Genomic DNA, 21772 nt, shown 5'->3' on the forward strand with positions numbered 1-21772 from the left:
CCGTTCGTTGGGTCAGACGTCGTAGTCGACGACGACGCGGGCAGATGTGGGGTGGGACTGGCACGTGAGCACGTACCCGCGCTCGAGCTCCTCGGGCTCGAGGGCGTAGTTCTCGCGCATCGACACGCTGCCGTCGAGCACGCGCGCCCGGCACGTGCCGCAGACGCCGCCCGCGCACGCGAACGGCACATCCGGCCGCACGCGCAGCGCGGCGTTGAGGATCGACTCGTTCGCGCTGACCGGGCTGTCGACCGATGCCGATGTGCCGTCGAGCGTGAAGTCGATGCGGTACGTCTTCTCGCCGGCCTCGATCCGGACGGGCCGCCCACGGGGCGGCGCGGCCTCTGCCGGCTCGCCGGTCGTGAACAGCTCGAAGCGGATGTGCGCGGGGTCGACGCCGAGCTCCTCGAGCAGGTCGCGGCACAGCTGCACGAGCTCGAACGGTCCGCACAGGGCCCACTCGTCGACGGTGTGCGGCGGGATGAGCGCCGCGAGGATCGTGCGCAGCTTCGCCTCGTCGAGGCGGCCCGACAGCAGGGGCGCCGTGCGCTGCTCGCGCGAGAGCACGTGGTGAAGCGCGAGCCGGTCGGGGAAGCGGTCCTTCAGATCCGCCAGCTCCTCGACGAACATCACGTCGAGCGACGAGCGGTTCGTGTACAGCAGCGTGAACCGCCCGGTGGCGCTTCCCTCGAGGATGCGGTGCGCCATCGTGATGACGGGCGTGATGCCCGACCCCGCCGCGATGCCGACCACGTGCCGGCCCTCCAGCTCGTCGAGGTTGGAGGTGAAGGTTCCCTGCGGGCTCATCACGTCGAGCTCGTCGCCGGGCTTCAGCGTGGTGTGCACCCAGGGGGAGAACAGACCGTGCTCGTCGCGCTTGACCGCGACGGAGATGCGCCCCGGCGTCGGCGGCCGGCAGATCGAGTACGACCGCCGCACCTCCTCGCCCTCGATGTGCGCGCGCAGCGCCAGGTACTGGCCGGGCAGGTAGCGGTACTCGTCGGCGAGCTCGGGGGGCACCTCGAAGGTCACCTCGACGCTGGTGGGCGTGAGGGGGCGGATGTCCTGCACCCGGAGCGGATGGAACGTCGCGCGCTTCTTCGCGGCCGCGCCCAGATTCACGGCCGCCATCAGTGCACCTTGAAGAAGTCGAACGGCTCCTGGCAGGCGAGGCACTCGTACAGCGCCTTGCACGAGGTCGAGCCGTACCGCGACACCTCGCGCGTCCGCAGCGACCGGCAGCGCGGGCACGCGACGCCGAGGGCGACCGGGATGGGACCGCGGCGGACGGGTGCCTCGCCGTTCGGCGGCGCGATGCCGTAGCGCGAGAGCTTCGCCTTTCCCTCGTCGCTCATCCAGTCGGTCGTCCAGGCGGGGGAGAGCGTGAACGACACATCGACCTGCTCGTACCCCGCGGCCGTGAGCTGCAGGATGACGTCGTCGCGCATCTGCTCGATCGCGGGGCATCCCGAGTAGGTCGGAGTGAGGATCACCTCGGCCCGCCGCCCGTCGGAGCGCACGGCGCGCAGGACGCCGAGATCCTCGATCGTGAGCACCGGCACCTCGGGGTCGGCAACGCGCGCGGCGATGTCCCACGCGGCGGCCGACGCGGGGTCGGCCGGGCGCAGCCGAGCGGCGGTCGCGGTCACCATGTCGCCCCCGGGTGCCGGCGGGCGAGCCACTGCATCTCGGCGAGGATGTAGCCGAGGTGGGAGGTGTGCCGCCCGAGCCGGCCCTGCGCCATCGCGGGCTTCACCTGCGGCCGCTCGAGTTCCGCCTCGGCGAAGACCGCGTCGATCGTGGTGTCGAACCCCTCCCGCAGCGCGGAGGGCCGCGGCGCCGCGTCGCCGAGCCGGTCCGACAGGTCGTCGTCGACGAACAGCTCCTCGACGTACGGCCAGAGATCCGTGAGCGCGCGGGTGATGCGCCGGCGAGACTCCTCCGTGCCGCCCGCGAGACGCCGGGTCCACTGCACGGCGTGGTCACGGTGGTAGCTCACCTCTCGCACCGCCTTCTCGGCGATCGCGCGGAGGCCGGCGTCCGTGCTGTCCGTCAGCGCGTCGTAGAGCTCGACCTGGTACGCCGAGACGATCAGCTGCCGCGCGATCGTGTCGCCGAAGTCGCCGTTCGGCTGCTGCACGACCCAGCAGCAGCGGAAATCCGGCTCGTCCCGCCAGTACGCGAGGTCGTCCTCCGAGCGCTCGGATGCCGTTCCCGCGTATCGGAGAAGCGCGCGGGCGTGACCCAGCAGATCGAGCGCGATGTTGCCGAGCGCCAGATCCTCCTCGAGCTCCGGCGCGCGCGAGATCCACCAGCCGAGCTGCTGCGACAGGATGAGCGCGTCGTCGCCCAGTCGCGTCGCGTACTCGGCGACGTCCGGGGTCGCGACGCCGCCGGATCCGGGAAGCTCGTCCGCGAGGTCGAGCGCGTCGACCTCGACGTCTCCGTGGTGATCCGCGGCGTGGGCGGTGTCGGCACTCACAGGTGCTTCACCCCCTCGGCGCGCGTGTAGTACACGGCGTGGCGGTAGTTCTTGCCCGCGGGCGACTCGAAGAACGCGCCCTTCGCATCCGGGTCGCTGGTGGTGATGGCGGCGGCCGGCACGACCCAGATCGACACGCCCTCGCCGCGGCGCGTGTAGAGGTCGCGCGCGTTGCGCAGCGCCATCTGCTCGTCGGGGGCGTGAAGCGAACCGACGTGCACGTGGCTCAGCCCGCGGTTCGCGCGGACGAACACCTCCCACAGCGGCCAGGTCTCGGCGGGGGATTCTCCGGGGGTCGACATCTTCGTCTCCAGCGGTTCGGATCGGTCGGGTCAGGCGGCGAAGCGCGCCTTCTCCTGCTGCTTGCGGGCGTACTCTGCCGCTGCCTCGCGCACCCAGGCGCCGCTCTCGTGGGCCTCGCGGCGGTGGCGAAGGCGCTGGCTGTTCATGGGGCCGCGGCCGTCGAGCACCGCCTGGAACTCGTCCCAGTCGATCGGGCCGGTGATCCAGCGCCCGCTCTCCTCGTCGAACCGCAGGTCCTTGTCGGGGCACTCGAGGCCCAGCGCCTCGAACTGCGGCACGAGCATTCCCACGAAGCGCGAGCGGAGCTCGTCGTTCGAGAAGCGCTTGATCTTCCACGCCATCGACTGCGCCGAGTTGGGGGAGTCGTCGTCGGGTGGGCCGAACATCATGATCGACGGCCAGTACCAGCGGTTCACCGCGTCCTGCGCCATCCGCTTCTGCGCGGGCGTTCCCTGCGCCAGCTCGAGCAGGATCTCGAAGCCCTGCCGCTGGTGGAACGACTCCTCCTTGCAGATGCGCACCATCGCGCGGCCGTACGGCCCGTACGACGCGCGGCACAGCGGCACCTGGTTGCAGATCGCGGCGCCGTCGACCAGCCAGCCGATCGCGCCCATGTCGGCCCACGTCGGGGTGAGGTAGTTGAAGATCGACGAGTACCGCGCGCGGCCCGCGATGAGCTGCTCGGTCATCTCGTCGCGCGTGATGCCGAGGGTCTGGGCGGCGGAGTACAGGTACAGCCCGTGGCCGGCCTCATCCTGCACCTTCGCCATCAGGATCGCCTTGCGCTTCAGGCTCGGGGCGCGCGTGATCCAGTTCGCCTCGGGCTGCATGCCGATGATCTCGGAGTGCGCGTGCTGCGAGATCTGGCGGATGAGCGTGCGCCGGTAGGCGTCCGGCATCCAGTCGCGAGGCTCGATCCGCTGATCCGCGTCGATGAGCGCGTCGAACTGCTGCTGAGCGTCGAGCTCGTCTGCGGCCGTCGCGTCCGTGGTCGTCGTCGACATCGGTGGCCTCCTCGCCTGATCCGGATTCCCTCGAGGGAATTACTGACCGAACATTCAGTGAGTATACTCGGCTGACATCGGCCCGCAATGGGAGCCCGATCCGCGACGCAAGGGAGCGCGCATGACGCCGGATCAGCAGGTGCAGACCTACGAGGACGGAATCGTCCCCGACCCCGCGTGGCGCGCGACCACGATGGCGCCCACCGACTTCACGAAGCAGCACTTCGGCATCGAGATCCTCGACCTCGCGCCGGGACGCGCCGTCCTGGCGATGACCGTGCTCGACTGGATGGCGAACGGCTTCGGCATCACTCACGGCGGAATGGTGTTCACGCTCGCCGACACGGCCTTCGCCTACGCCTGCAACGAGGGCGAGGACATGGTCGTGGCGCAGGCCGCGGACATCACGTTCCTCCGCGCCACGCACGCGGGGGATCGGCTCACCGCCACCGCCGAGCGCCGCTGGGCAGGCGGCCGCAACGGCATCTACGACATCGCCGTGACGGATGGCGCCGGGGAGGTCGTGGCGGAGTTCCGCGGCCGGTCCCGTGCGCTCCCGGCGCCCCACCACACCACCTCGATGACGAAGGAGTCTCGATGACCGACACCATGCCGCTCCGCTCGGAGCACTCCGTCCCGCCGACGACCGGGGCCGATCCCGAGGCGATGGATCGGGCCGCGCTCGAGGCCCTCCAGCTGGAGCGGCTGCAGTGGACCGTCCGCCACGCGTACGACAACGTGCCGCTCTATCGCACCAAGTTCGAGGCGGCGGGGATCGTCCCCGACGACATCCGCTCGCTCGCCGACGTCGAGAAGCTGCCGTTCACGACCAAGGAGGATCTGCGATCCGCGTACCCCTTCGGGATGTTCGCGGTGCCGATGGACCAGGTGCGTCGCATCCACGCGTCCTCGGGGACGACCGGACGGCCCACCGTCGTCGGCTACACCGCGGGCGACCTCGACCGCTGGGCCGACATCATCGCCCGATCGCTGCGTGCCGCCGGTGTGCAGCCCGGGTGGAAGGTGCACAACGCCTACGGGTACGGCCTGTTCACGGGCGGTCTCGGCGTGCACGGCGGCATCGAGCGCCTCGGCTGCGTCGTGATCCCCGTCTCGGGCGGGCAGACCGCGCGTCAGGTGCAGCTCATCCGCGACTTCGAGCCCGACGTGATCATGTGCACGCCGAGCTACCTGCTGACGATCGCCGATGCGTTCGAGGAGCAGGGGCTCGACCCGCGTCAGACGACGCTGAAGGTCGCGATCTGCGGTGCCGAACCCTGGACGAACGAGATGCGCCGCGAGCTCGAGCACCGCGTGGGGCTGAAGGCCGTCGACATCTACGGGCTGTCCGAGGTGATGGGACCGGGCGTCGGGATGGAGAGCGTCGAGACCCAGGACGGCCCCCACATCTGGGAGGACCACTTCCTCCCCGAGATCATCGGCGACGACCTGCAGCGGCTGCCCGACGGCGAGCACGGGGAGCTGGTTTTCACGACCCTCACCAAGGAGGCCTTCCCCGTCATCCGCTACCGCACGCGCGACCTGACGCGGCTGCTGCCGGGGTCGGCGCATCCCGCGATGCGCCGGATCGAGAAGATCACCGGACGCAACGACGACATGATCATCCTGCGCGGGGTGAACCTGTTCCCGACGCAGATCGAGGAGATCGCGCTCGAGATCGAGCACCTCACGCCGCACTTCATCCTGGAGCTCACGAAGCGGGGTCGGATGGACGAGCTGACGGTCAAGATCGAGTGCACGCCGGGTGTCGAGCGGCACACGAGCGAGTCGGCCGCGCTCATCCTGCAGCTGCGCATCAAGGAGCGGATCGGCACCACGGTGGACGTCGAGATCGTGCCGACCGGGTCGCTGCCGCGCTCGGAGGGAAAGTACAAGCGCGTCTACGACCTGCGCGAGCAGGGCTGACACGGGCGCTGAGGCAGGATGGAGCGATGAGCACTACGGAGGCCGCGCCCGCACGCCGCGGGCGCCCCGGCTACGACCGCGACGGCATGCTCGCCGTGATCGTCGAGGCCTTCAACGACCACGGCTACGACGCCACCTCGCTCGGCATCATCGCGCAGCGCCTCGGGCTGTCGAAGTCGGCCGTCTACCACCACTTCTCCTCGAAGGAGGAGATGCTCGAGCTGGCGCTCGAGAAGGCGCTCGGCTCGCTGCAGGAGGTGTTCGACGCGCCCGAGGCGGCCTCCGGGCCGATCGACATGCGCATCCGGCACGTGCTGCGGGGTGCCGTGACCGTCGCCTGCGGGCAGCTTCCCTACCTCACCCTGCTGCTGCGCCTGCGCGGCAACACCGACGTCGAACGTCGCGCGATGCAGCGGCGGCGCGAGCTCGACCAGCGCCTGCGCCGCCTGTTCGAACTCGCGCGCGACGACGACTCGGTGCGCGACGACATCGATCCGGGCCTCGCCGAGCGACTCACCTTCGGCATGGTCAACTCGATCGTCGAGTGGTACCGCCCCGAGGGCCCCCTGAGCCCCGAGCAGCTCGCGGATGCCGTCGTCGCGTTCGTGCGCAGCGGCCTGCGCGTCAGCGAGACCCGCGACTTCCGCTGACGGCGACCTGCCTCGAACGGTCGCTTCGGCTCGCTTCGCTCGCTCAGCAACCGGTTATCGACCCGGCCGTCGTCGCCGAGGCGCGCGAGCACCAGCGCATGTGGGCCGATCGCCGGTCGGCACTCGGCCCACGCCGTCGCGCGGCCTTCTGACGCCGGTCCGCGGGTCGGCGAGAACCGCGAACGGCCCGAACCCCCTCGGGAGGTCGGGCCATCCGCGAGCTGACGCGCGGGTCAGCGCTCGCTGTCGAGATCGGCCATGAACTGCTCCGGGTAGCGCTCGCCTCGCGCGGCGCCCACGGGAAGCAGCTCGTCGATCCGCGCGAGATCCGACGCATCCAGCTCGACCGCGACGCTTCCCAGCATCGAGTCGACCTGGTCGTCCCGGCGTGCGCCGACGATCGGCACGATGTGCGGGTGCTGCGCCGCGGCCCAGGCGATCGCGAGCTGCGCGCGCGTGACGCCCTTTGCATCGGCGATCTCCTGCGGGCGCTCGACGAGCGCGGTGTTGTGGGCGAGGTTCTCGCCCTGGAAGCGCGGGTAGCGGCTGCGCGGGCCGTCGGTCGGGCTGCTGCCGCCGATCAGGCCGCGCGACAGCACGCCGTACGCCGTGATGCCGATCCCGAGCTCGCGGCACGCGTCGAGGATGCCGTTGCGCTCGATGTCGCGGCTGAGCAGGGAGTACTCGATCTGGACGTCGCTGATGGGCGCGACCGCGGCGGCGCGACGGATGGTGTCGGCGCCGACCTCGCTGAGGCCGATGTGGCGCACGAAGCCCTTCTCGACCATCTCGGCGATCGCCCCGACGGTGTCCTCGATGGGAACGGTCGGGTCGAGCCGTGCCGGGCGGTAGATATCGACGTGGTCGGTGCCGAGGCGGGTGAGCGTGTAGGCGAGCGAGCGGTGCACCGAGCGGGGGCTGCCGTCGAAGCCGATGGGCATCCCGCCGGGCACGAGGTTCGCCCCGAACTTCACCGAGAGCACAACGTCGTCGCGCGAGCGCTCGCGCAGGGCGCGGCCGATCAGCATCTCGTTGTGGCCGGCGCCGTAGAAGTCGCCGGTGTCGAGCAGCGTGCCGCCCGCGTCGAGGTAGCGGTGGATGACGCCGACGCTCTGGTCGTCGTCGGTCGCGCCATACGCGCCCGACAGGCCCATGGCGCCGAGGCCGGGGGACGTGACGGCGGGACCGGTGCGCCCGAGGTTCCGCAGCGCCGGGGTGAGCTGGGGCTGAGTTCGTGTGTTCGTCATGGTGTCGAGCCTCATGCGCCTCGCATCCGCGTGGCAGGCGCAGTTCATCCAGGGACGGGCTCTCCCTGGCTGAGCGTGCCGCGAGGGACGAGAATTGCCCGGTGATCGATCGACCGGCCCTCGCCGACTTCCTGCGCCGCCGCCGCGAACAGCTGCGCCCGGCCGACGTGGGCGTGCCCACCGGGCCGCGGCGCCGCACGCCGGGCCTGCGCCGCGAGGAGATCGCGCAGCTCGCCGGCATCTCGACCGACCACGCGCCTCGAGCAGGCCCGCGGGTCGGCCCCGTCGGAGTCGGTCGTGAACGCGATCGCCCGGGCGCTGCAGTGCGACCGCGACCAGCGCGACCACCTCTTCCACCTTGCGGGCCTCGCCCCGCCGCGGCGCCGGGGCGGCGACCATCACGTGCGTCCGGGGCTGATCAGCCTCGCGAGCCGGCTCGTCGACATCCCCGTGATCCTGTTCAGCGACCTCGGCGAGATCGTCTGGCGCAACGCCCTCGCCTCGGCGCTGATGGCGGGCGAGCCGTACGGACCCGGCCGCGCGAACAACGTCATCTGGCGCTGGTTCGCGGATCCCGAGGCGCGCCGCGCGCCGCGGGACGACTGGGAGCGGCTGAGCGCCGCGCACGTGAGCGACCTGCGGGCGACGCACGCCCGCCGAGCCGGGGATCAGGACGTCACGCGCCTCGTCGACGACCTGCTCGCGGACAGCGCGGAGTTCCGCGAGATCTGGGAGCGGCACGACGTCGCCGTGCGCCGCGCCGACCGCAAGACCTTCCTGCACCCGCAGGTGGGAAGGGTTGACGTGCGGTGCGAGGTGCTGCTCGCCGAGGACTCCGACATCAAGCTGCTCGCGTACTTCCCCGCGGAGGGGACGGACGCCGCCGACAAGCTCGAGCTGCTGCGCGTGATCGGCACGCAGGACCTGCGCGCGACCATCTGATCCACGGGTGCCGCGGGTCAGGCGACCGCCGGCACCGCCGCCGGCGCCTTCGACACCAGGGTCAGGACGTCGTAGGTCGCGACGGTCTCGTCGCGCTGGTTCGTCAGCACCGCGTCCCAGTGCACCTCGCCGTACTCGTCGGTCTCGCGCGGGATGATCTGCTTCGCGGTGAGCGTCACGCGGATCCGGTCGCCGGGGGAGACGGGGGTGAGGAACCGCAGGTTCTCGAGTCCGTAGTTCGCCAGCACGGGACCAGGCTCAGGCGAGACGAACAGCCCCGCGGCGAACGACACGAGCAGGTAGCCGTGCGCCACGCGCCCCGGGAAGAACGGGTTGGCGGCGGCGGCCTCCTCGTCCATGTGCGCGTAGAACGTGTCGCCCGTGAACTCGGCGAAGTGCTCGATGTCGGCGAGCGTGATCTCGCGCTCCGCGGACACCACCTGGTCGCCGATCCGCAGCTCCTCGAGCGACTTCCGGAACGGGTGGACGCCGTCCGACACGACGCGCGCCCCCGTGTGCCACACGCCCGTCACCGCCGTGAGCATCTCAGGGGAGCCCTGGATGGCGGTCCGCTGCATGTAATGGAACACGCTCCGGATGCCGCCGAGCTCCTCACCGCCGCCGGCACGGCCCGGGCCGCCGTGCACCAGCATCGGCAGGGGGGACCCGTGCCCGGTGGACGAGCGTGCATCATCCCGGTCGAGCAGCAGGATGCGCCCGTTGGCCGAGGCGACGCGACGCGTGATGGCCGACACGAAGGCCGGATCGGCGGATGCGACGCTCGTGACGAGCGACCCGCCGCCGCGGACGACGAGGTCGGCGGCCTGCGCCGGGGTCTCGTAGGTCAGCAGCGACGACACGGGGCCGAACGCCTCGGTGTCGTGCGCGCGCGGGGCCCTCGGGTCGTCGAAGCGGAGCAGGATCGGCGACAGGAACGCGCCGTCGCCCTCGGGTGCCTCGGCGGAGCCCACCACGATCTCCCCGCCGCCGTCCACCAGGGTGCGCACCTGGCGCAGCACCTCGTCGCGCTGCTCGAGCGAGGCGAGGGCGCCCATCGTGACGCCCTCGGAGCGCGGGTCGCCGACGACGACCTTCTCGGCGATCCTGGCGTCGACGGCCGCGACGACCTCGTCGGCGAGCGCGGCCGGCACGATCGCCCTGCGGATGGCGGTGCATTTCTGTCCCGCCTTGGCCGTCATCTCGGTCACCAGCTGGCGCACGTAGGCGTCGAACTCGGGCGTTCCGGGCGTCGCATCCGGCCCCAGCACCGAGGCGTTGATCGAGTCGGTCTCGGCGTTGAAGATCACTCCACCGCGCTGCACCGCATCGTGGCGGCGCAGGCTGTCGGCGGTGGAGGCCGACCCGGTGAACGACACGACGTCGCCGAGGCGGGCATGTTCGAACAGCTCGCGCACCGACCCGGTGATCAGCTGCACGGATCCGTCCGGCAGCAGCCCGGACTCGACGAGGATGCGCACGAGGTGCTCGGTGACATAGGCCGTCGGCGTCGCGGGCTTGATCACGCTCGGCATGCCGGCGAGGAAGGCGGGCGCGAGCTTCTCGAGCGGCCCCCAGACCGGGAAGTTGAACGCGTTGATCTGCACGGCGACGCCCGGCAGCGTCGTGCGGATGTGGCGGCCGAGGAACGACCCGTCCTTCGCAAGCACCTCGAGGGGGCCGTCGAGCTGGATCGTGGCGTTGGGAAGCTCGCGCCGACCCTTCCCGGAGTACGTGAACAGCACCCCGATGCCGCCCTCGATGTCGACCCAGGAGTCGTTCTTCGTCGCGCCGGTGCGCGCGGACAGCGCGTACAGCTCGTCCTTGCGCTCCTGCAGGGCGAGCGCCATCTTCTTCAGCAGCACCGCGCGCTGATGGAAGGTGAGCGCAGCGAGGCTCCGCTGGCCCACCGTGCGGCCGTGCTCGAGCGCCGCGCCGACGTCGAGGCCCTCGCTCGACACGACCGCCACCGCCTCGCCCGTGGAGGCATCGCGCACCTCCGTGCCGTCGACGCCCTCCGCGGGGCTCCACCAGGCGTCCTGCACATAGCTCTGCAGCATGCGGGTCATGATCCGTCCTTCCAGTCGTAGAAGCCGCGTCCCGCCTTCCGGCCGATCCGACCGTCGGCGACCATGTCGTGCAGCAGCTGCGGCGGGGCGAAGCGCGGGCCCAGCTCGCGCTCGAGCTGCTCGGCGATGCCGAGGCGCACGTCGAGCCCGACCAGGTCGGTGGTCTTGAGCGGCCCGGTCGGGTGCCGGTAGCCGAGCTCCATCGCGAGGTCGATGTCCTCCGCGCTCGCGACGCCGTCCTGCACCATCCGGATGGCCTCGAGCGCGATCGCGACGCCGAGCCGGCTGGAGGCGAAGCCGGGGGAGTCGCTCACCGTGATGGGCGTCTTGCCGAGGGCGCGCACCCAGCCGCGGGCGGTCTCCGCGAGGCCGGGGGCCGTGTCCGCGCCCACGACGATCTCGACCAGGGTCGATGCGGGCACCGGGTTGAAGAAGTGGAGGCCGATCAGCTGCTCCGGCCGCTCGAGCGTCTCGGTCAGGCGCGCGAGCGGGATCGAGGAGGTGTTCGAGGCGATCACGGCATCCGCGGCGAGCTGCGCCTCGACGCGCGGCAGCGCCTCGAGCTTGAGGTCGAGGTCCTCGGGGACCGCCTCGACGACGAGGCCGTGGAGCCCGAAGGCGGCGGCATCCGTCGCCACGGTCAGGCGCCGGCGCAGCTGGGCCGCGCTCCCGTCGAAGCCGCGCGCGATCGAGGCGTCGATGCTCTGCTCGATCCGGGCGCGCGCCGCGTCCGCCGCATCCTGGTCCCGCTCCACGACGGTGACGTCCGATCCCGCGAGCAGGAAGGCGTGCGCGATCCCGGCGCCCATCCGGCCGCCTCCCAGCACGCCGACGCGCGCGGGGGTCCGGTCGGTCACGTCCGCTTCCTCTCAAGGAAGGCCGTCATCCGTCGCTCCTTCTCCGGGCTCTCGAACAGCACCGCCTGCTCGTGCAGATCGATGGCCGGGTGCGCATCCCGCGGGGCGAGCAGGGCGCGCTTGGTCGCCTGCGTCGCGGCGTGATCCAGGGCCGCGATCCGCGCCGCGATCCGCTCGGCCTCGGCCCGCGCCTCGTCGGGCTCGAGCACCTGGGTGACGAGGCCCGCGGCGAGCGCCTCCGCCGCATCGAGCACGCGCCCGGTCAGCAGGATCTCCGCCGCCAGCGGCTCGCCGACGATCTCGCGCAGCCGCCAGGTCGCCCCGGCGGCGGCGATGATGCCGAGGCCGGTCTCGGGGTTGCCGATCCGCAGCGCCGGTGTGCCGATCCGGATGTCGGCCGCGTAGGCGAGCTCGGCGCCGCCGCCGAGCGCGTACCCGTCGACGACCGCGATCACAGGCATGGGGAGGGCCCGGATGCGCGCGAAGCAGTGGGTGTTGATTCCCTCGAGCGCGTCGGCCGCGCGGCGCTCGCGAAGCTGGGCGATGTCCGCGCCCGCCGCGAAGATGCCGCCCGCGCCGGTGAGGATCAGCGTGCGGGGTTCGCGTTCAAGCTCGGCGCACAGCGAGTGGAGCGCGTCGACCAGGTCGCGGTCGATCGCGTTGCGCTTCTCGGGGCGGTCGAGCGTGGCGCGCACGTGCGTCTCGTGCACCTCGACGCGCAGTGTCCTGCTCACCCGGATGACCTCCTCGTCGAACCGGAACGGAGCTGAATGCTAATTCCTGACCGAACGGTCAGTGATGAATTCAGGATAGGCGGATGCCGCGCGGCGGCGCAAACGCCGCGCCCGTACGCTTGAGCCATGGGCCGGATGGAGCGAGCGGAGCGAGGCGACGTGACCACCTCCCGCGCGGGCCGGCCGAAGGCGTCCTCACGCGAGATGCTGGCCGAGGCCGCGAGTGAGCTGTTCCTCGAGCAGGGCTACGAGGCGACCTCCATCGCCGAGATCGCGGCGCGTGCGGGAGTGAGCCGCTCGAGCTTCTTCAACTACGCCGCGTCGAAGGGGGCCCTGCTGTGGGGCGGGCTCGACGAGCGCCTCGACGCTCTCGACTCGGACCTCGAGCGCGGCACGCCGCGGGAGGCGGTGCGGGAGATCGCACGCGGGCTCGCTCCCGACGCCCTCGCCCTCGCCCTCGCGAACGCCGAGGCGATGGGACTCGCTGCCGAACTCGAGCGCGAGGCGGCCCTTCGTCGCGCGCGCATCGGCCGGTCGGTCGCCCGCGCGCTCCGGCGTCGCGGACTGGATCCGCTCGCTGCCGACGTCGCCGGCGCGGCCTACGGCGGGGCGGTGATCGCGGCCCTCGAGCGCTGGGCGCTGGCGGGGCCCGGCCGGGTCGAGCTCGCCACCACCCTCGATGCGGCCCTCGAGGCGATCGCCACGATCCCGGTCGACTGACCGCGCCCCGCCCGCGTCGCACGCCGGAGGCGTGATGCGGGCCGTACGCATGTGGCCTCCACCAGCCTCGCCTGTCACACGCGTCCGGTTCTCGGTCCCGCCGTCAGACCGCCTGCAGGAAGCCGGCGTCCGCGCCCTCGGCGATGTGTGCGAGGTGCGACGGGATCTCGCGCCCCTTCGACAGCATCGACTGCGCCCACAGGCGCCCGGCGCGGTAGGACGAGCGCACGAGCGGTCCCGCGAGCACGCCGAGGAACCCGATGCGCTCGGCCTCGGCCTTGAACTCGACGAACTCCTGCGGCTTGACCCAGCGCGCGACCGGCAGATGGCGCGGCGTCGGGCGCAGGTACTGCGTGATCGTGATGATGTCGCAGCCGGCCTCGTGAAGGTCGTGCAGGGCGGCGATGACCTCTTCCGGTGCCTCGCCCATCCCGAGGATCAGGTTCGACTTGGTGATGAGGCCCGCGTCCCGCGCCTGCGTGATCACGTCGAGCGAGCGCTCGTAGCGGAACGCCGGACGGATGCGCTTGAAGATCCGCGGCACCGTCTCGACGTTGTGGGCGAAGACCTCGGGCCGCGCGTCGAAGATCTGGCCGAGGAACGCCGGATCGGCGTTGTGCTCGTTCGCGAGCAGCTCGACGCCGGTGTTCGGGTTGAGCTCGTGGATCTTCCGCACCGTCTCCGCGTTCAGCCAGGCGCCGGTGTCGGGCAGATCGTCTCGCGCGACCGACGTGACGGTCGCGTACCTCAGGCCCATCCGCTGCACGCTCTCTGCCACGCGGCGCGGCTCGTCCGTGTCGTAGTCGGCAGGCTTTCCCGTGTCGATCTGGCAGAAGTCGCACCGCCGCGTGCACTGCGAGCCGCCGATGAGGAACGTCGCCTCGCGGTCCTCCCAGCACTCGTAGATGTTGGGGCAGCCGGCCTCCTGGCAGACCGTGTGGAGGTCCTCGCTCTTCACGAGCGACTTGAGCGCCGTGTACTCGGGCCCGGTCTTCGCGCGGGTCCTGATCCACTCGGGCTTGCGCTCGATCGGCGTCTCGGCGTTGCGCACCTCTAGGCGCAGCATCCTGCGTCCGTCGGGGGACGTGGCGGGCGCGGGGCCCGGTGCACCGCAGGCGCTCATGCGGCGACCTCCTTCGCGAACTCGGCGGTCATCGCGGCAGAGACGGCGTCGACGACGTCGGCGGGGGAGACGCGCTGGCCGCCCACTTCGGTGATCGTGGTCACGCCGGCGTCCCGGATCCCGCACGGGACGATCGCGCCGAACCCGTCGAGCGCGTTGTCGCAGTTGATCGCGAAGCCGTGCATGGTGACGCCTCCCGCGACGCGGACGCCGATCGCCGCGATCTTGGCGGGAGAGGCGCCAGACCGCTCGACCCAGACGCCGCTGCGGCCCTCGAGCTGCGATCCGTCGACGCCGAGCTCGGCGAGGGCGGCGATCAGCGCGCGCTCGAGGCGACGCACGTGGCCGACGACGTCGTTCGGATCCGGCAGCCTCACGATGGGGTACCCGACCAGCTGGCCGGGGCCGTGCCAGGTGATCCGCCCGCCGCGGTCGACCTCGATGACGGGGGTGCCGTCGGTCGGCAGGTCCTCGGGCTGCGTGCGCACTCCCGCCGTGTAGACCGCCTCATGCTCGAGCAGCAGCAGTGTGTCGGGCCTGTCGCCGGCGCGGACGTCGGCGTGCACCCGGCGCTGCAGGTCCCACGCCTCGAGATAGGGGACGTAGGCCGGCGCGAGGCCGACCCGGACGATGTCGAGCATGAGGATCCCTTCGCGGATTTCTGGATCGCGTCCAACAATACGCCGGATCCGATCGGGCGGGCGCAGGGGATCCGCCGAGTCGCGCCGGTAGAATCGGAGGATCATGGCTACCTTCGGCACGCTCTCCGACCGGCTCACAGAGACCTTCCGCAATCTCCGCACCAAGGGAAAGCTCACCCCGGCCGACGTCGACGGCACCGTCCGCGAGATCCGCCGCGCCCTGCTCGACGCGGATGTCGCCCTCACGGTCGTCAAGGACTTCACCGCCAAGGTGCGCGAGCGCGCGCTCGGCGACGAGGTCAACCGCGCCCTGAACCCCGCGCAGCAGGTCGTGCAGATCGTCAACGAGGAGCTCGTGGGCATCCTCGGCGGCCAGCAGCGCCGCCTGCAGTTCGCGAAGAACCCGCCGACCGTGATCATGCTCGCGGGCCTGCAGGGATCCGGTAAGACGACCTTCGCCGGCAAGCTCGCGCGGCAGCTCGAGAAGGACGGCCACACGCCGCTGCTCGTCGCCGCCGACCTGCAGCGCCCGAACGCCGTGAACCAGCTGCAGGTCGTCGCCCAGCGTGCGGGAGCGGCGATCTACGCACCCGAACCCGGCAACGGCGTCGGCGACCCGGTGCGCGTCTCGCGCGACGGCGTCGAGTACGCGAAGCAGAAGCTTCACGACGTGGTCATCATCGACACGGCAGGACGCCTCGGCGTCGACGCCGAGCTGATGAAGCAGGCCGCCGACATCCGCAAGGCGACGAGCCCCGACGAGGTGCTGTTCGTCATCGACGCGATGATCGGTCAGGACGCGGTCAACACGGCCAAGGCATTCCAGGAGGGCGTCGACTTCACGGGCGTCGTGCTGTCGAAGCTCGACGGCGATGCCCGCGGTGGCGCCGCGCTCTCGGTCGCCTCGGTCACGGGCCGTCCGATCATCTTCGCGTCCACGGGTGAGGGCCTCGAGGATCTCGAGCCGTTCCACCCCGACCGCATGGCGAGCCGCATCCTCGACCTCGGCGACATCCTGACCCTCATCGAGCAGGCGCAGCAGGCCTTCGACGAGGAGGAGGCCGCGAAGGTCGCCGAGAAGTTCGCGAAGGACCAGTTCACGCTCGAGGACTTCCTCGAGCAGATGCAGCAGCTCAAGAAGATGGGCTCGATGAAGAAGATGCTCGGCATGCTGCCGGGCATGGGCCAGATGAAGCAGCAGCTGGACGACTTCGACGAGCGCGAGATCGACCGCACGGAGGCGATCATCCGCTCGATGACGCCGGCGGAGCGTCAGAACACGAAGCTGCTGAACGGCTCGCGTCGCGTGCGCATCGCGCGCGGATCCGGCATGACCGTCACCGACGTGAACCAGCTCGTGAACCGGTTCGAGCAGGCCGCGAAGATGATGAAGACCGTCGCGCGCGGGGGAACCCCGAACATCCCCGGCATGGGTCCCGTGCCCGGGATGGGGCGCACCGGCGCATCGGCCAAGCGCGGCAAGCAGGCGAAGAAGAAGGGCGGATCGCGCTCGGGCAACCCCGCCAAGCGCGCCGCCGAGAACGCCGGCATGATCACGCAGCAGCCCACGGGCTCGGGCTTCGGCCTTGGCGCGCAGCAGGCCCCGTCTGAGGCCGACCTGGCGGAGATCCAGAAGCTCTTCGGCGGCCGTTGATCTCCCGCTTCGCGGGGTAGAGCAGGGGGCGTGCGCGAACGTTCGCGCCCACGCTTCGCGCGGGCACTCTCGTTCGCGGGCTGTCGCTTCGCTCCATCCGTCGACGGGCGTCGCGTTTTCGAGGTGGTCGGCAGTCGCTTCGCTCCACGCTCGCTCCGCTCGCACCGGGGCGCAGCGTCGGCAGCCCGGCAGCCTGGCAGCCCGGGGATCCGAGGATCCCCGGGCCGCTTCGTTCAGCGTTTCAGCGACTCACTTCACGTCGTCGTCGACCCAGTCCATCGACTTCTCCACGGCCTTGCGCCACAGTCGCAGCTGGCGATCGCGCTCGGCGTCGTCCATCGACGACTCCCAGCGGCGGTCCTCCTGCCAGTTGGCCGCCAGGTCGTCGAGGCCCGCCCAGAAGCCGACGGCGAGACCGGCGGCGTAGGCCGCGCCCAGGGCCGTGGTCTCGGCGACGACCGGACGGACGACCGGCACGCCCAGCACATCGGCCTGGAACTGCATGAGCGCGTCGTTCGCGACCATGCCGCCGTCGACCTTGAGCTCGGTGAGGTCGACACCGGCGTCGGCGTTGACCGCGTCGATGACGTCGCGGGTCTGGAAGGCGACGGCCTCGAGCGCGGCGCGGGCGATGTGGCCCTTGTTCGCGTAGCGGGTGAGGCCGACGATCGCGCCGCGCGCATCCGGACGCCAGTACGGGGCGTACAGGCCGGAGAACGCCGGCACGAAGTACACTCCGCCGTTGTCCTCGACCGTGGTGGCGAGCTTCTCCACCTCGGGCGCCGACGAGATGATCCCGAGCTGGTCACGCAGCCACTGGATCAGCGATCCGGTCACCGCGATCGAGCCCTCGAGCGCATAGTGCGTCGGCTGGTCGCCGAGCTTGTACCCGACGGTGGTGAGCAGGCCGTTCTTCGAGTGGACGATCTCCTCGCCCGTGTTGAAGATCAGGAAGTTTCCGGTGCCGTAGGTGTTCTTGCTCTCACCGGTCTGGAACGCCGCCTGGCCGAAGGTGGCGGCCTGCTGGTCACCGAGGATGCCCGCGATGGGCGTCTCGCGCAGCAGCGAGGAGCTCTCCGCCGCGCCGTACACCTCGGAGGACGAGCGGATCTCGGGCATCATCGAGCGCGGCACCCCGAACGTCTCGAGGATGTCGTCGCGCCACTCGAGGGTCTCGAGGTCCATGAACAGCGTGCGCGAGGCGTTCGTGACGTCGGTCGCGTGGACGCCGCCGTCCGTGCCGCCCGTGAGGTTCCAGAGCACCCAGCTGTCGGTCGTGCCGAACATCAGGTCGCCGGCCTCGGCCTTCTCGCGCGCGCCCTCGACGTTCTCGAGGATCCACACGATCTTCGTGCCCGAGAAGTACGTCGCCAGCGGGAGGCCGACGATCGGCTTGAACCGCTCGACGCCGCCGTCCTGGGCGAGGCGATCGACGATGCTCTGCGTGCGGGTGTCCTGCCACACGATCGCGTTGTAGACGGGCTTGCCGGTCGTGCGGTCCCATACCACGGCGGTCTCGCGCTGGTTGGTGATGCCCACCGCGGCGATGTCGTGGCGGGTGAGATCGGCGGTCGCGAGCGCGATGCCGATCACCTCCTGGACGTTGCGCCAGATCTCCAGCGGGTCGTGCTCGACCCAGCCCGGCTTGGGGAAGATCTGCTCGTGCTCTTTCTGCCCCGTCGAGACGATGGAGCCCTTCTTGTCGAAGATGATGGCGCGGCTGGATGTCGTGCCCTGGTCGATTGCGATGACGTAGTCAGCCATGGGGATTCTCCTTTGAATTCGGACTTCAGGACGCGAGGCTCAGCAGGACGGGAGCCGCGAGAGCGGCGAGGGCGCCGCCGATCAGGGGGCCGACGACCGGCACCCACGCGTAGGACCAGTCGCTCGATCCCTTGCCCTTGATCGGCAGGATCGCGTGCGCGATGCGGGGGCCGAGGTCACGGGCGGGGTTGATCGCGTAGCCGGTGGGGCCACCGAGCGAGGCGCCGATGCCGACCACGAGGAGCGCGACGGGAAGTGCGGCCAGGGGGCCGAGGCCTCCGGGCACGCCGACCTCGACGTCGCCGTAGTCGGCGAAGGCGAAGATGACGAACACCAGCACGAACGTGCCGATGATCTCGGTCACGAGGTTCCAGCCGTACGAGCGGATCGCAGGGCCCGTCGAGAAGACGCCGAGCTTGGCGCCCGGGTCCTCCTCCTCATCGAGGTGCTGCTTGTAGGCAGCCCACGCGAGGACCGCGCCGAGGATGGCGCCGACGAGCTCGGCGGCGGTCGCGACGAGGAACATGGGGAAGTCGATCGTGCCCCGGATCAGCAGACCGATGCCGACAGCGGGGTTGAGGATCGCGCCGGAGTACGCGGAGACCAGGACACCCGCGAAGACCGCGAGACCCCATCCCCAGTTGATCATCAGGAACCCGGTGCCGAAGCCCTTGGCCTTGACGAGGATCGCATTCGCCACGACACCCGCACCGAGCAGGATCAGCATGGCTGTGCCCACGAGCTCGGACAGGAAGTAGAGCCCGAGATTCACATCTTGCATGTCTTCATCGACCTTTCATGCGCGCGCTTCTCTGCGCGATCTGGGGGTACTCGCTGCCGCCTGTGCGGCATCGAGGGTTCAGGTTCCGGCGGGGGTCAGCTCCACCCCGTGCTGCTCGCGCAGCAGGGTCGCCGTCTCGGCGATCTCGGCGTCGCGGCGTCGGTCGTCCCAGCCGAGCAGCGGGGCGAGTGCCGAGGCGATGTCATCGAGCGCCTTCGACGAGGCGTCGCCGGTGAAGGCGATCGACGTGCGGCGCAGGATGACGTCGGCGAGGTGGACGACGTGCTCGCGCTCGACCATCCACGCGAGCTCCCCGGTGGAGAGTCCGCCGTGCCCGAGCGCCCGGTCGTCGTGCTCGCCGATGAATGCCCACACGTCGGCGGCGCGCGTTCCGTAGCGCTCGAACAGCACGGTGGCGCGCTCGCCCGCTCCGGGGAGGCGGGTCGTCAGCCAGGCGGCGCGATCCGACTCGCCGCGCGGGAAGTCGCGGCCGCCGCCGATCGTGCGCCCGGCGGTGCGGACGCGCCGCGGCCGGCCGAGCAGCCCGAGGACCGTGCTGCTGAGCGACTCGCCGAGCGCGCGGAACGTCGTCCACTTGCCCCCGACGAGGCTCACCAGCGGGGTGCCGCCGTCGCTCGCGGCGAGCGCCTTGCGGTCGACCTCGACGCGGTAGTCACGCGAAACGAAGCCCGGTGCGGTGTCCTCGTGGCGGGGGAGCGGGCGGATGCCGGAGAAGTGGTAGACGATCTGGCTGCGGTCGACTGTCACCTTCGGGAAGACGTGGTGGACGAGGTCGAAGAAGTAGTCGATCTCCTCGTCGGTGCAGACGACCGGCTGGCTGGGATCCGCGTCGATGTCGGTCGTCCCGACCATGACCCGGCCCTTGAGCGGGTAGATGAGCACGATGCGGCCGTCCGAGTGCTCGAAGAAGATCTCGCGGCCCCCCGTCGCCTCGCTCAGCTCGGGGTTGTCGAGCACGATGTGCGATCCCTTGGTGCCGCCCATGAACCGGGTCTCGGTGCCGAGCGCGTCGTTGGTGAGGTCGGTCCACGGACCCGAGGCGTTGACGACGACATCCGCCGCGACCGAGAACTCGGTCCCGGTCTCGAGGTCGCGCAGCACGACGCCGCGCGAGTCGTGACCCACGGCCTCGACGTAGTTGAGGGCGATCGCACCGCCCGGGTGGGCCTCGAGTCCGTCCTGCAGCACGTCGAGCGCGAGTCGCTCGGGATCGTGCATCGAGGCGTCGAAGTAGGTCGCGGTGTACTTCACGCGCGGGTCGAGGTGCGGCAGCTCCTGCAGCGAGCGCTTGCGCCCGAGGAAGCGGTGGCGGGGCACCGTGCCCCCGGCGCGCGAGAACGTGTCGTAGATCGTCAGGCCGATCTTGATCAGGAACGCGCCGCGCTCGGTGGGCTTGCCGCTGCGGTGGGTCAGGAAGCGCAGCGGCGCCGCGAGGATGCCGGAGAACGTCGAGTAGATCGGGATCGTCGTGCGCAGCGGCTTGACGTAGTGGGGGGCGATCTTCAGCAGGCCGTTGCGCTCCTGCACCGACTCCTTCACCAATCGGAACTCGCCGTTCTCGAGGTACCGGATGCCGCCGTGGATCATGTGGCTCGAGGCGGAGGACGCGCCGGAGGCGAAGTCGCCGCGCTCGACAAGCAGCACGTCCACGCCCTGCAGCGCGAGGTCGCGGAACGTCGAGATGCCGTTGATGCCGCCGCCGATGATCAGCACCGTGGTCCTCGCGCTCTCGCGCACCGTGGTCACGTCGGCCCGTTCGGCTTGGGGCAGGGGATCCGTCATCAGCGCCGTCCTCTCATGTCGCCTCCCAGCGTGCGCCTATGAGCACATCGTGGCAACGTCAGTGCACAAACGTGCAGAATGAGGGGATGACCGATATCGCCGGCGAGCGGCGCCCTTCCCGCGGGCGACGGCGCGGCCGCTCGGGCGACGCCCTCGCCGCCGCGCAGATGTACTACATGCAGGACCGGACGATGGAGGCGATCGCCAGCGAGCTCGGCGTCTCGCGGTCATCGGTGTCCCGGCTCCTCGCGTACGCCCGCGACACCGGGATCGTCGACATCCGGATCACGGCCGTGGCCGGCGGCAGCGCCCTCGAGCGGCAGATCCGCGACCGCTACCTCGTCGCGGCGCACGTGGTGCCGATGCCGAGCACCGTCAGCGAGGTCGACCGCCTCGAACGCGTCGCGATGACGGCGGCGCGCCTGGTGCCGCAGTTCGTCGACTCGCACATGACCGTCGGGGTGGCGTGGGGATCGACGCTCAGCGCGCTCAGCCGCCACCTTCCCTCGAAGGAGCTGCACAACGTGACGGTCGTGCAGCTGAACGGCGCGGGCAACATGCAGACGACCGGCATCGAGTACGCGAGCGAGATCCTGCAGCGCTTCGGCGAGGCCTTCGGCGCGAGAGTGCAGCAGTTCCCGGTGCCGGCGTTCTTCGACGATCCGGCGACCCGCGCGGCGATGTGGCGCGAGCGCAGTATCCGGCGTGTCCTGGAGATCCAGGCGCGGATGGATCTGGCGGTCTTCGGCGTCGGCTCTCCCGCCGCGGATGTGCCGAGCCGGGTGTACGCGGGCGGTTACCTCGAGCGGGAGGACTTCCGGAGCCTCGCCGAGGACAAGGCGATCGGGGACGTCGCCACCGTGTTCTATCGCGGAGACGGCACCTGGCGCGACATCCGCGTGAACGCACGGGCGACGGGCCCCGACCTCGAGCGGTTCCGCCGCGTGCCGAGGAGGGTCTGCGTCGCCGCCGGGGTGCACAAGAGCGCGAGCCTGCGCAGCGCGATGCTGGCGGGCCTCGTCACCGACGTCGTCGTCGACGAGGCCCTCGCCCGGGACCTCGTCTCGGACTGACC

At 71.0% G+C, this 21772-nt stretch carries 22 protein-coding genes; 7 read left to right on the top strand and 15 right to left on the bottom strand.

Annotated features, from left to right (window positions below; genetic code table 11):
* Positions 1-12 precede the first annotated feature (12 nt).
* Genes paaE through paaA form a run of 5 tightly spaced genes read right to left on the bottom strand, consistent with a single transcriptional unit; the run spans position 13 to position 3789 of the window.
* Complete coding sequence (gene paaE, locus IR155_RS00190; RefSeq protein WP_135111976.1) at positions 13-1131, bottom strand: 1,2-phenylacetyl-CoA epoxidase subunit PaaE; 1119 nt, start codon at positions 1129-1131, stop codon at positions 13-15.
* Positions 1131-1652, bottom strand: coding sequence for a 1,2-phenylacetyl-CoA epoxidase subunit PaaD (gene paaD / locus IR155_RS00195; RefSeq protein WP_135111978.1), 522 nt, complete (start codon positions 1650-1652; stop codon positions 1131-1133). Before paaD ends, paaE begins: the two co-directional genes overlap by 1 nt.
* Positions 1646-2482, bottom strand: a complete 837-nt coding sequence (gene paaC / locus IR155_RS00200; protein ID WP_135111980.1) for a 1,2-phenylacetyl-CoA epoxidase subunit PaaC — start codon at positions 2480-2482, stop codon at positions 1646-1648. Before paaC ends, paaD begins: the two co-directional genes overlap by 7 nt.
* Positions 2479-2784 carry a 1,2-phenylacetyl-CoA epoxidase subunit PaaB gene (paaB, locus tag IR155_RS00205; RefSeq protein WP_135111982.1) on the bottom strand — a complete coding sequence of 102 codons (306 nt, stop codon included), beginning with the start codon at positions 2782-2784 and terminating at the stop codon, positions 2479-2481. The genes paaC and paaB overlap by 4 nt, the downstream gene beginning before the upstream one ends.
* Positions 2785-2814: 30 nt before the next feature.
* Positions 2815-3789 carry a 1,2-phenylacetyl-CoA epoxidase subunit PaaA gene (gene paaA / locus IR155_RS00210; RefSeq protein WP_135111984.1) on the bottom strand — a complete coding sequence of 325 codons (975 nt, stop codon included), beginning with the start codon at positions 3787-3789 and terminating at the stop codon, positions 2815-2817.
* 121 nt (positions 3790-3910) lie between these two features.
* Here paaA and paaI point away from each other — a divergent pair, with 121 nt between their 5' ends.
* Genes paaI through IR155_RS00225 form a run of 3 tightly spaced genes read left to right on the top strand, consistent with a single transcriptional unit; the run spans position 3911 to position 6365 of the window.
* Positions 3911-4390 (top strand): hydroxyphenylacetyl-CoA thioesterase PaaI, encoded by a 480-nt coding sequence (gene paaI, locus IR155_RS00215; RefSeq protein WP_228066447.1) that lies wholly within the window; start codon positions 3911-3913, stop codon positions 4388-4390.
* A complete protein-coding gene (gene paaK / locus IR155_RS00220) occupies positions 4387-5715 on the top strand; it encodes a phenylacetate--CoA ligase PaaK (protein ID WP_135111986.1) in 1329 nt (442 codons plus the stop codon). The genes paaI and paaK overlap by 4 nt, the downstream gene beginning before the upstream one ends.
* A gap of 26 nt (positions 5716-5741) precedes the next feature.
* Positions 5742-6365 carry a TetR/AcrR family transcriptional regulator gene (locus tag IR155_RS00225; RefSeq protein ID WP_135111988.1) on the top strand — a complete coding sequence of 208 codons (624 nt, stop codon included), beginning with the start codon at positions 5742-5744 and terminating at the stop codon, positions 6363-6365.
* A gap of 233 nt (positions 6366-6598) precedes the next feature.
* Here IR155_RS00225 and IR155_RS00230 read toward each other — a convergent pair whose 3' ends face one another.
* Both IR155_RS00230 and IR155_RS15820 read right to left on the bottom strand, forming a co-directional pair.
* Positions 6599-7612, bottom strand: coding sequence for an aldo/keto reductase (locus IR155_RS00230; RefSeq protein WP_135111990.1), 1014 nt, complete (start codon positions 7610-7612; stop codon positions 6599-6601).
* Positions 7613-7656: 44 nt separating this feature from the next.
* Positions 7657-7866, bottom strand: a complete 210-nt coding sequence (locus IR155_RS15820; RefSeq protein WP_228066448.1) for a hypothetical protein — start codon at positions 7864-7866, stop codon at positions 7657-7659.
* 43 nt (positions 7867-7909) lie between these two features.
* Between IR155_RS15820 and IR155_RS15825 the strand changes: the two genes are divergently transcribed.
* Positions 7910-8554 carry an MmyB family transcriptional regulator gene (locus IR155_RS15825; protein WP_209306711.1) on the top strand — a complete coding sequence of 215 codons (645 nt, stop codon included), beginning with the start codon at positions 7910-7912 and terminating at the stop codon, positions 8552-8554.
* A 17-nt stretch (positions 8555-8571) separates the two neighbouring features.
* On the opposite strand, the gene paaZ is transcribed toward IR155_RS15825, so the two are convergent.
* Genes paaZ through IR155_RS00250 form a run of 3 tightly spaced genes read right to left on the bottom strand, consistent with a single transcriptional unit; the run spans position 8572 to position 12211 of the window.
* Positions 8572-10620 carry a phenylacetic acid degradation bifunctional protein PaaZ gene (gene paaZ, locus IR155_RS00240; protein WP_135111992.1) on the bottom strand — a complete coding sequence of 683 codons (2049 nt, stop codon included), beginning with the start codon at positions 10618-10620 and terminating at the stop codon, positions 8572-8574.
* Positions 10617-11477 carry a 3-hydroxyacyl-CoA dehydrogenase family protein gene (locus IR155_RS00245; RefSeq protein ID WP_135111994.1) on the bottom strand — a complete coding sequence of 287 codons (861 nt, stop codon included), beginning with the start codon at positions 11475-11477 and terminating at the stop codon, positions 10617-10619. The genes paaZ and IR155_RS00245 overlap by 4 nt, the downstream gene beginning before the upstream one ends.
* Positions 11474-12211, bottom strand: a complete 738-nt coding sequence (locus tag IR155_RS00250) for an enoyl-CoA hydratase/isomerase family protein (RefSeq protein ID WP_194210261.1) — start codon at positions 12209-12211, stop codon at positions 11474-11476. Before IR155_RS00250 ends, IR155_RS00245 begins: the two co-directional genes overlap by 4 nt.
* A gap of 159 nt (positions 12212-12370) precedes the next feature.
* On the opposite strand from IR155_RS00250, the gene IR155_RS00255 reads away from it, so the two are divergent.
* The gene (locus tag IR155_RS00255) at positions 12371-12931 is read left to right on the top strand and encodes a TetR/AcrR family transcriptional regulator (RefSeq protein ID WP_233441042.1); all 561 of its coding nucleotides are present in this window, start codon (positions 12371-12373) and stop codon (positions 12929-12931) included.
* Between the two features lie 103 nt (positions 12932-13034).
* Here IR155_RS00255 and lipA read toward each other — a convergent pair whose 3' ends face one another.
* Positions 13035-14054, bottom strand: a complete 1020-nt coding sequence (lipA, locus tag IR155_RS00260) for a lipoyl synthase (protein ID WP_194210262.1) — start codon at positions 14052-14054, stop codon at positions 13035-13037.
* Positions 14051-14800 carry a lipoyl(octanoyl) transferase LipB gene (lipB, locus tag IR155_RS00265; RefSeq protein ID WP_135111998.1) on the bottom strand — a complete coding sequence of 250 codons (750 nt, stop codon included), beginning with the start codon at positions 14798-14800 and terminating at the stop codon, positions 14051-14053. The genes lipA and lipB overlap by 4 nt, the downstream gene beginning before the upstream one ends.
* Between lipB and ffh the strand changes: the two genes are divergently transcribed.
* Positions 14799-16349, top strand: coding sequence for a signal recognition particle protein (gene ffh / locus IR155_RS00270; RefSeq protein ID WP_135112000.1), 1551 nt, complete (start codon positions 14799-14801; stop codon positions 16347-16349). The two genes, lipB and ffh, sit on opposite strands and share 2 nt — an antisense overlap.
* 249 nt (positions 16350-16598) lie before the next feature.
* Here the strand turns inward: ffh and glpK are convergent, their stop codons facing one another.
* From glpK to IR155_RS00285, 3 genes are all read right to left on the bottom strand, one after another.
* Entirely contained in the window at positions 16599-18113 is a 1515-nt protein-coding gene (gene glpK / locus IR155_RS00275) for a glycerol kinase GlpK (protein ID WP_135112002.1), read from the bottom strand.
* A gap of 25 nt (positions 18114-18138) precedes the next feature.
* Positions 18139-18894, bottom strand: coding sequence for an MIP/aquaporin family protein (locus tag IR155_RS00280; protein ID WP_135112004.1), 756 nt, complete (start codon positions 18892-18894; stop codon positions 18139-18141).
* Between the two features lie 78 nt (positions 18895-18972).
* Positions 18973-20697 (bottom strand): glycerol-3-phosphate dehydrogenase/oxidase, encoded by a 1725-nt coding sequence (locus IR155_RS00285; RefSeq protein WP_135112006.1) that lies wholly within the window; start codon positions 20695-20697, stop codon positions 18973-18975.
* Positions 20698-20783: 86 nt separating this feature from the next.
* Here IR155_RS00285 and IR155_RS00290 point away from each other — a divergent pair, with 86 nt between their 5' ends.
* Positions 20784-21770 carry a sugar-binding transcriptional regulator gene (locus tag IR155_RS00290; RefSeq protein ID WP_135112008.1) on the top strand — a complete coding sequence of 329 codons (987 nt, stop codon included), beginning with the start codon at positions 20784-20786 and terminating at the stop codon, positions 21768-21770.
* Positions 21771-21772: the final 2 nt, after the last annotated feature.

Source organism: Microbacterium paludicola (assembly GCF_015235415.1).
GTDB lineage: Bacteria > Actinomycetota > Actinomycetes > Actinomycetales > Microbacteriaceae > Microbacterium > Microbacterium paludicola.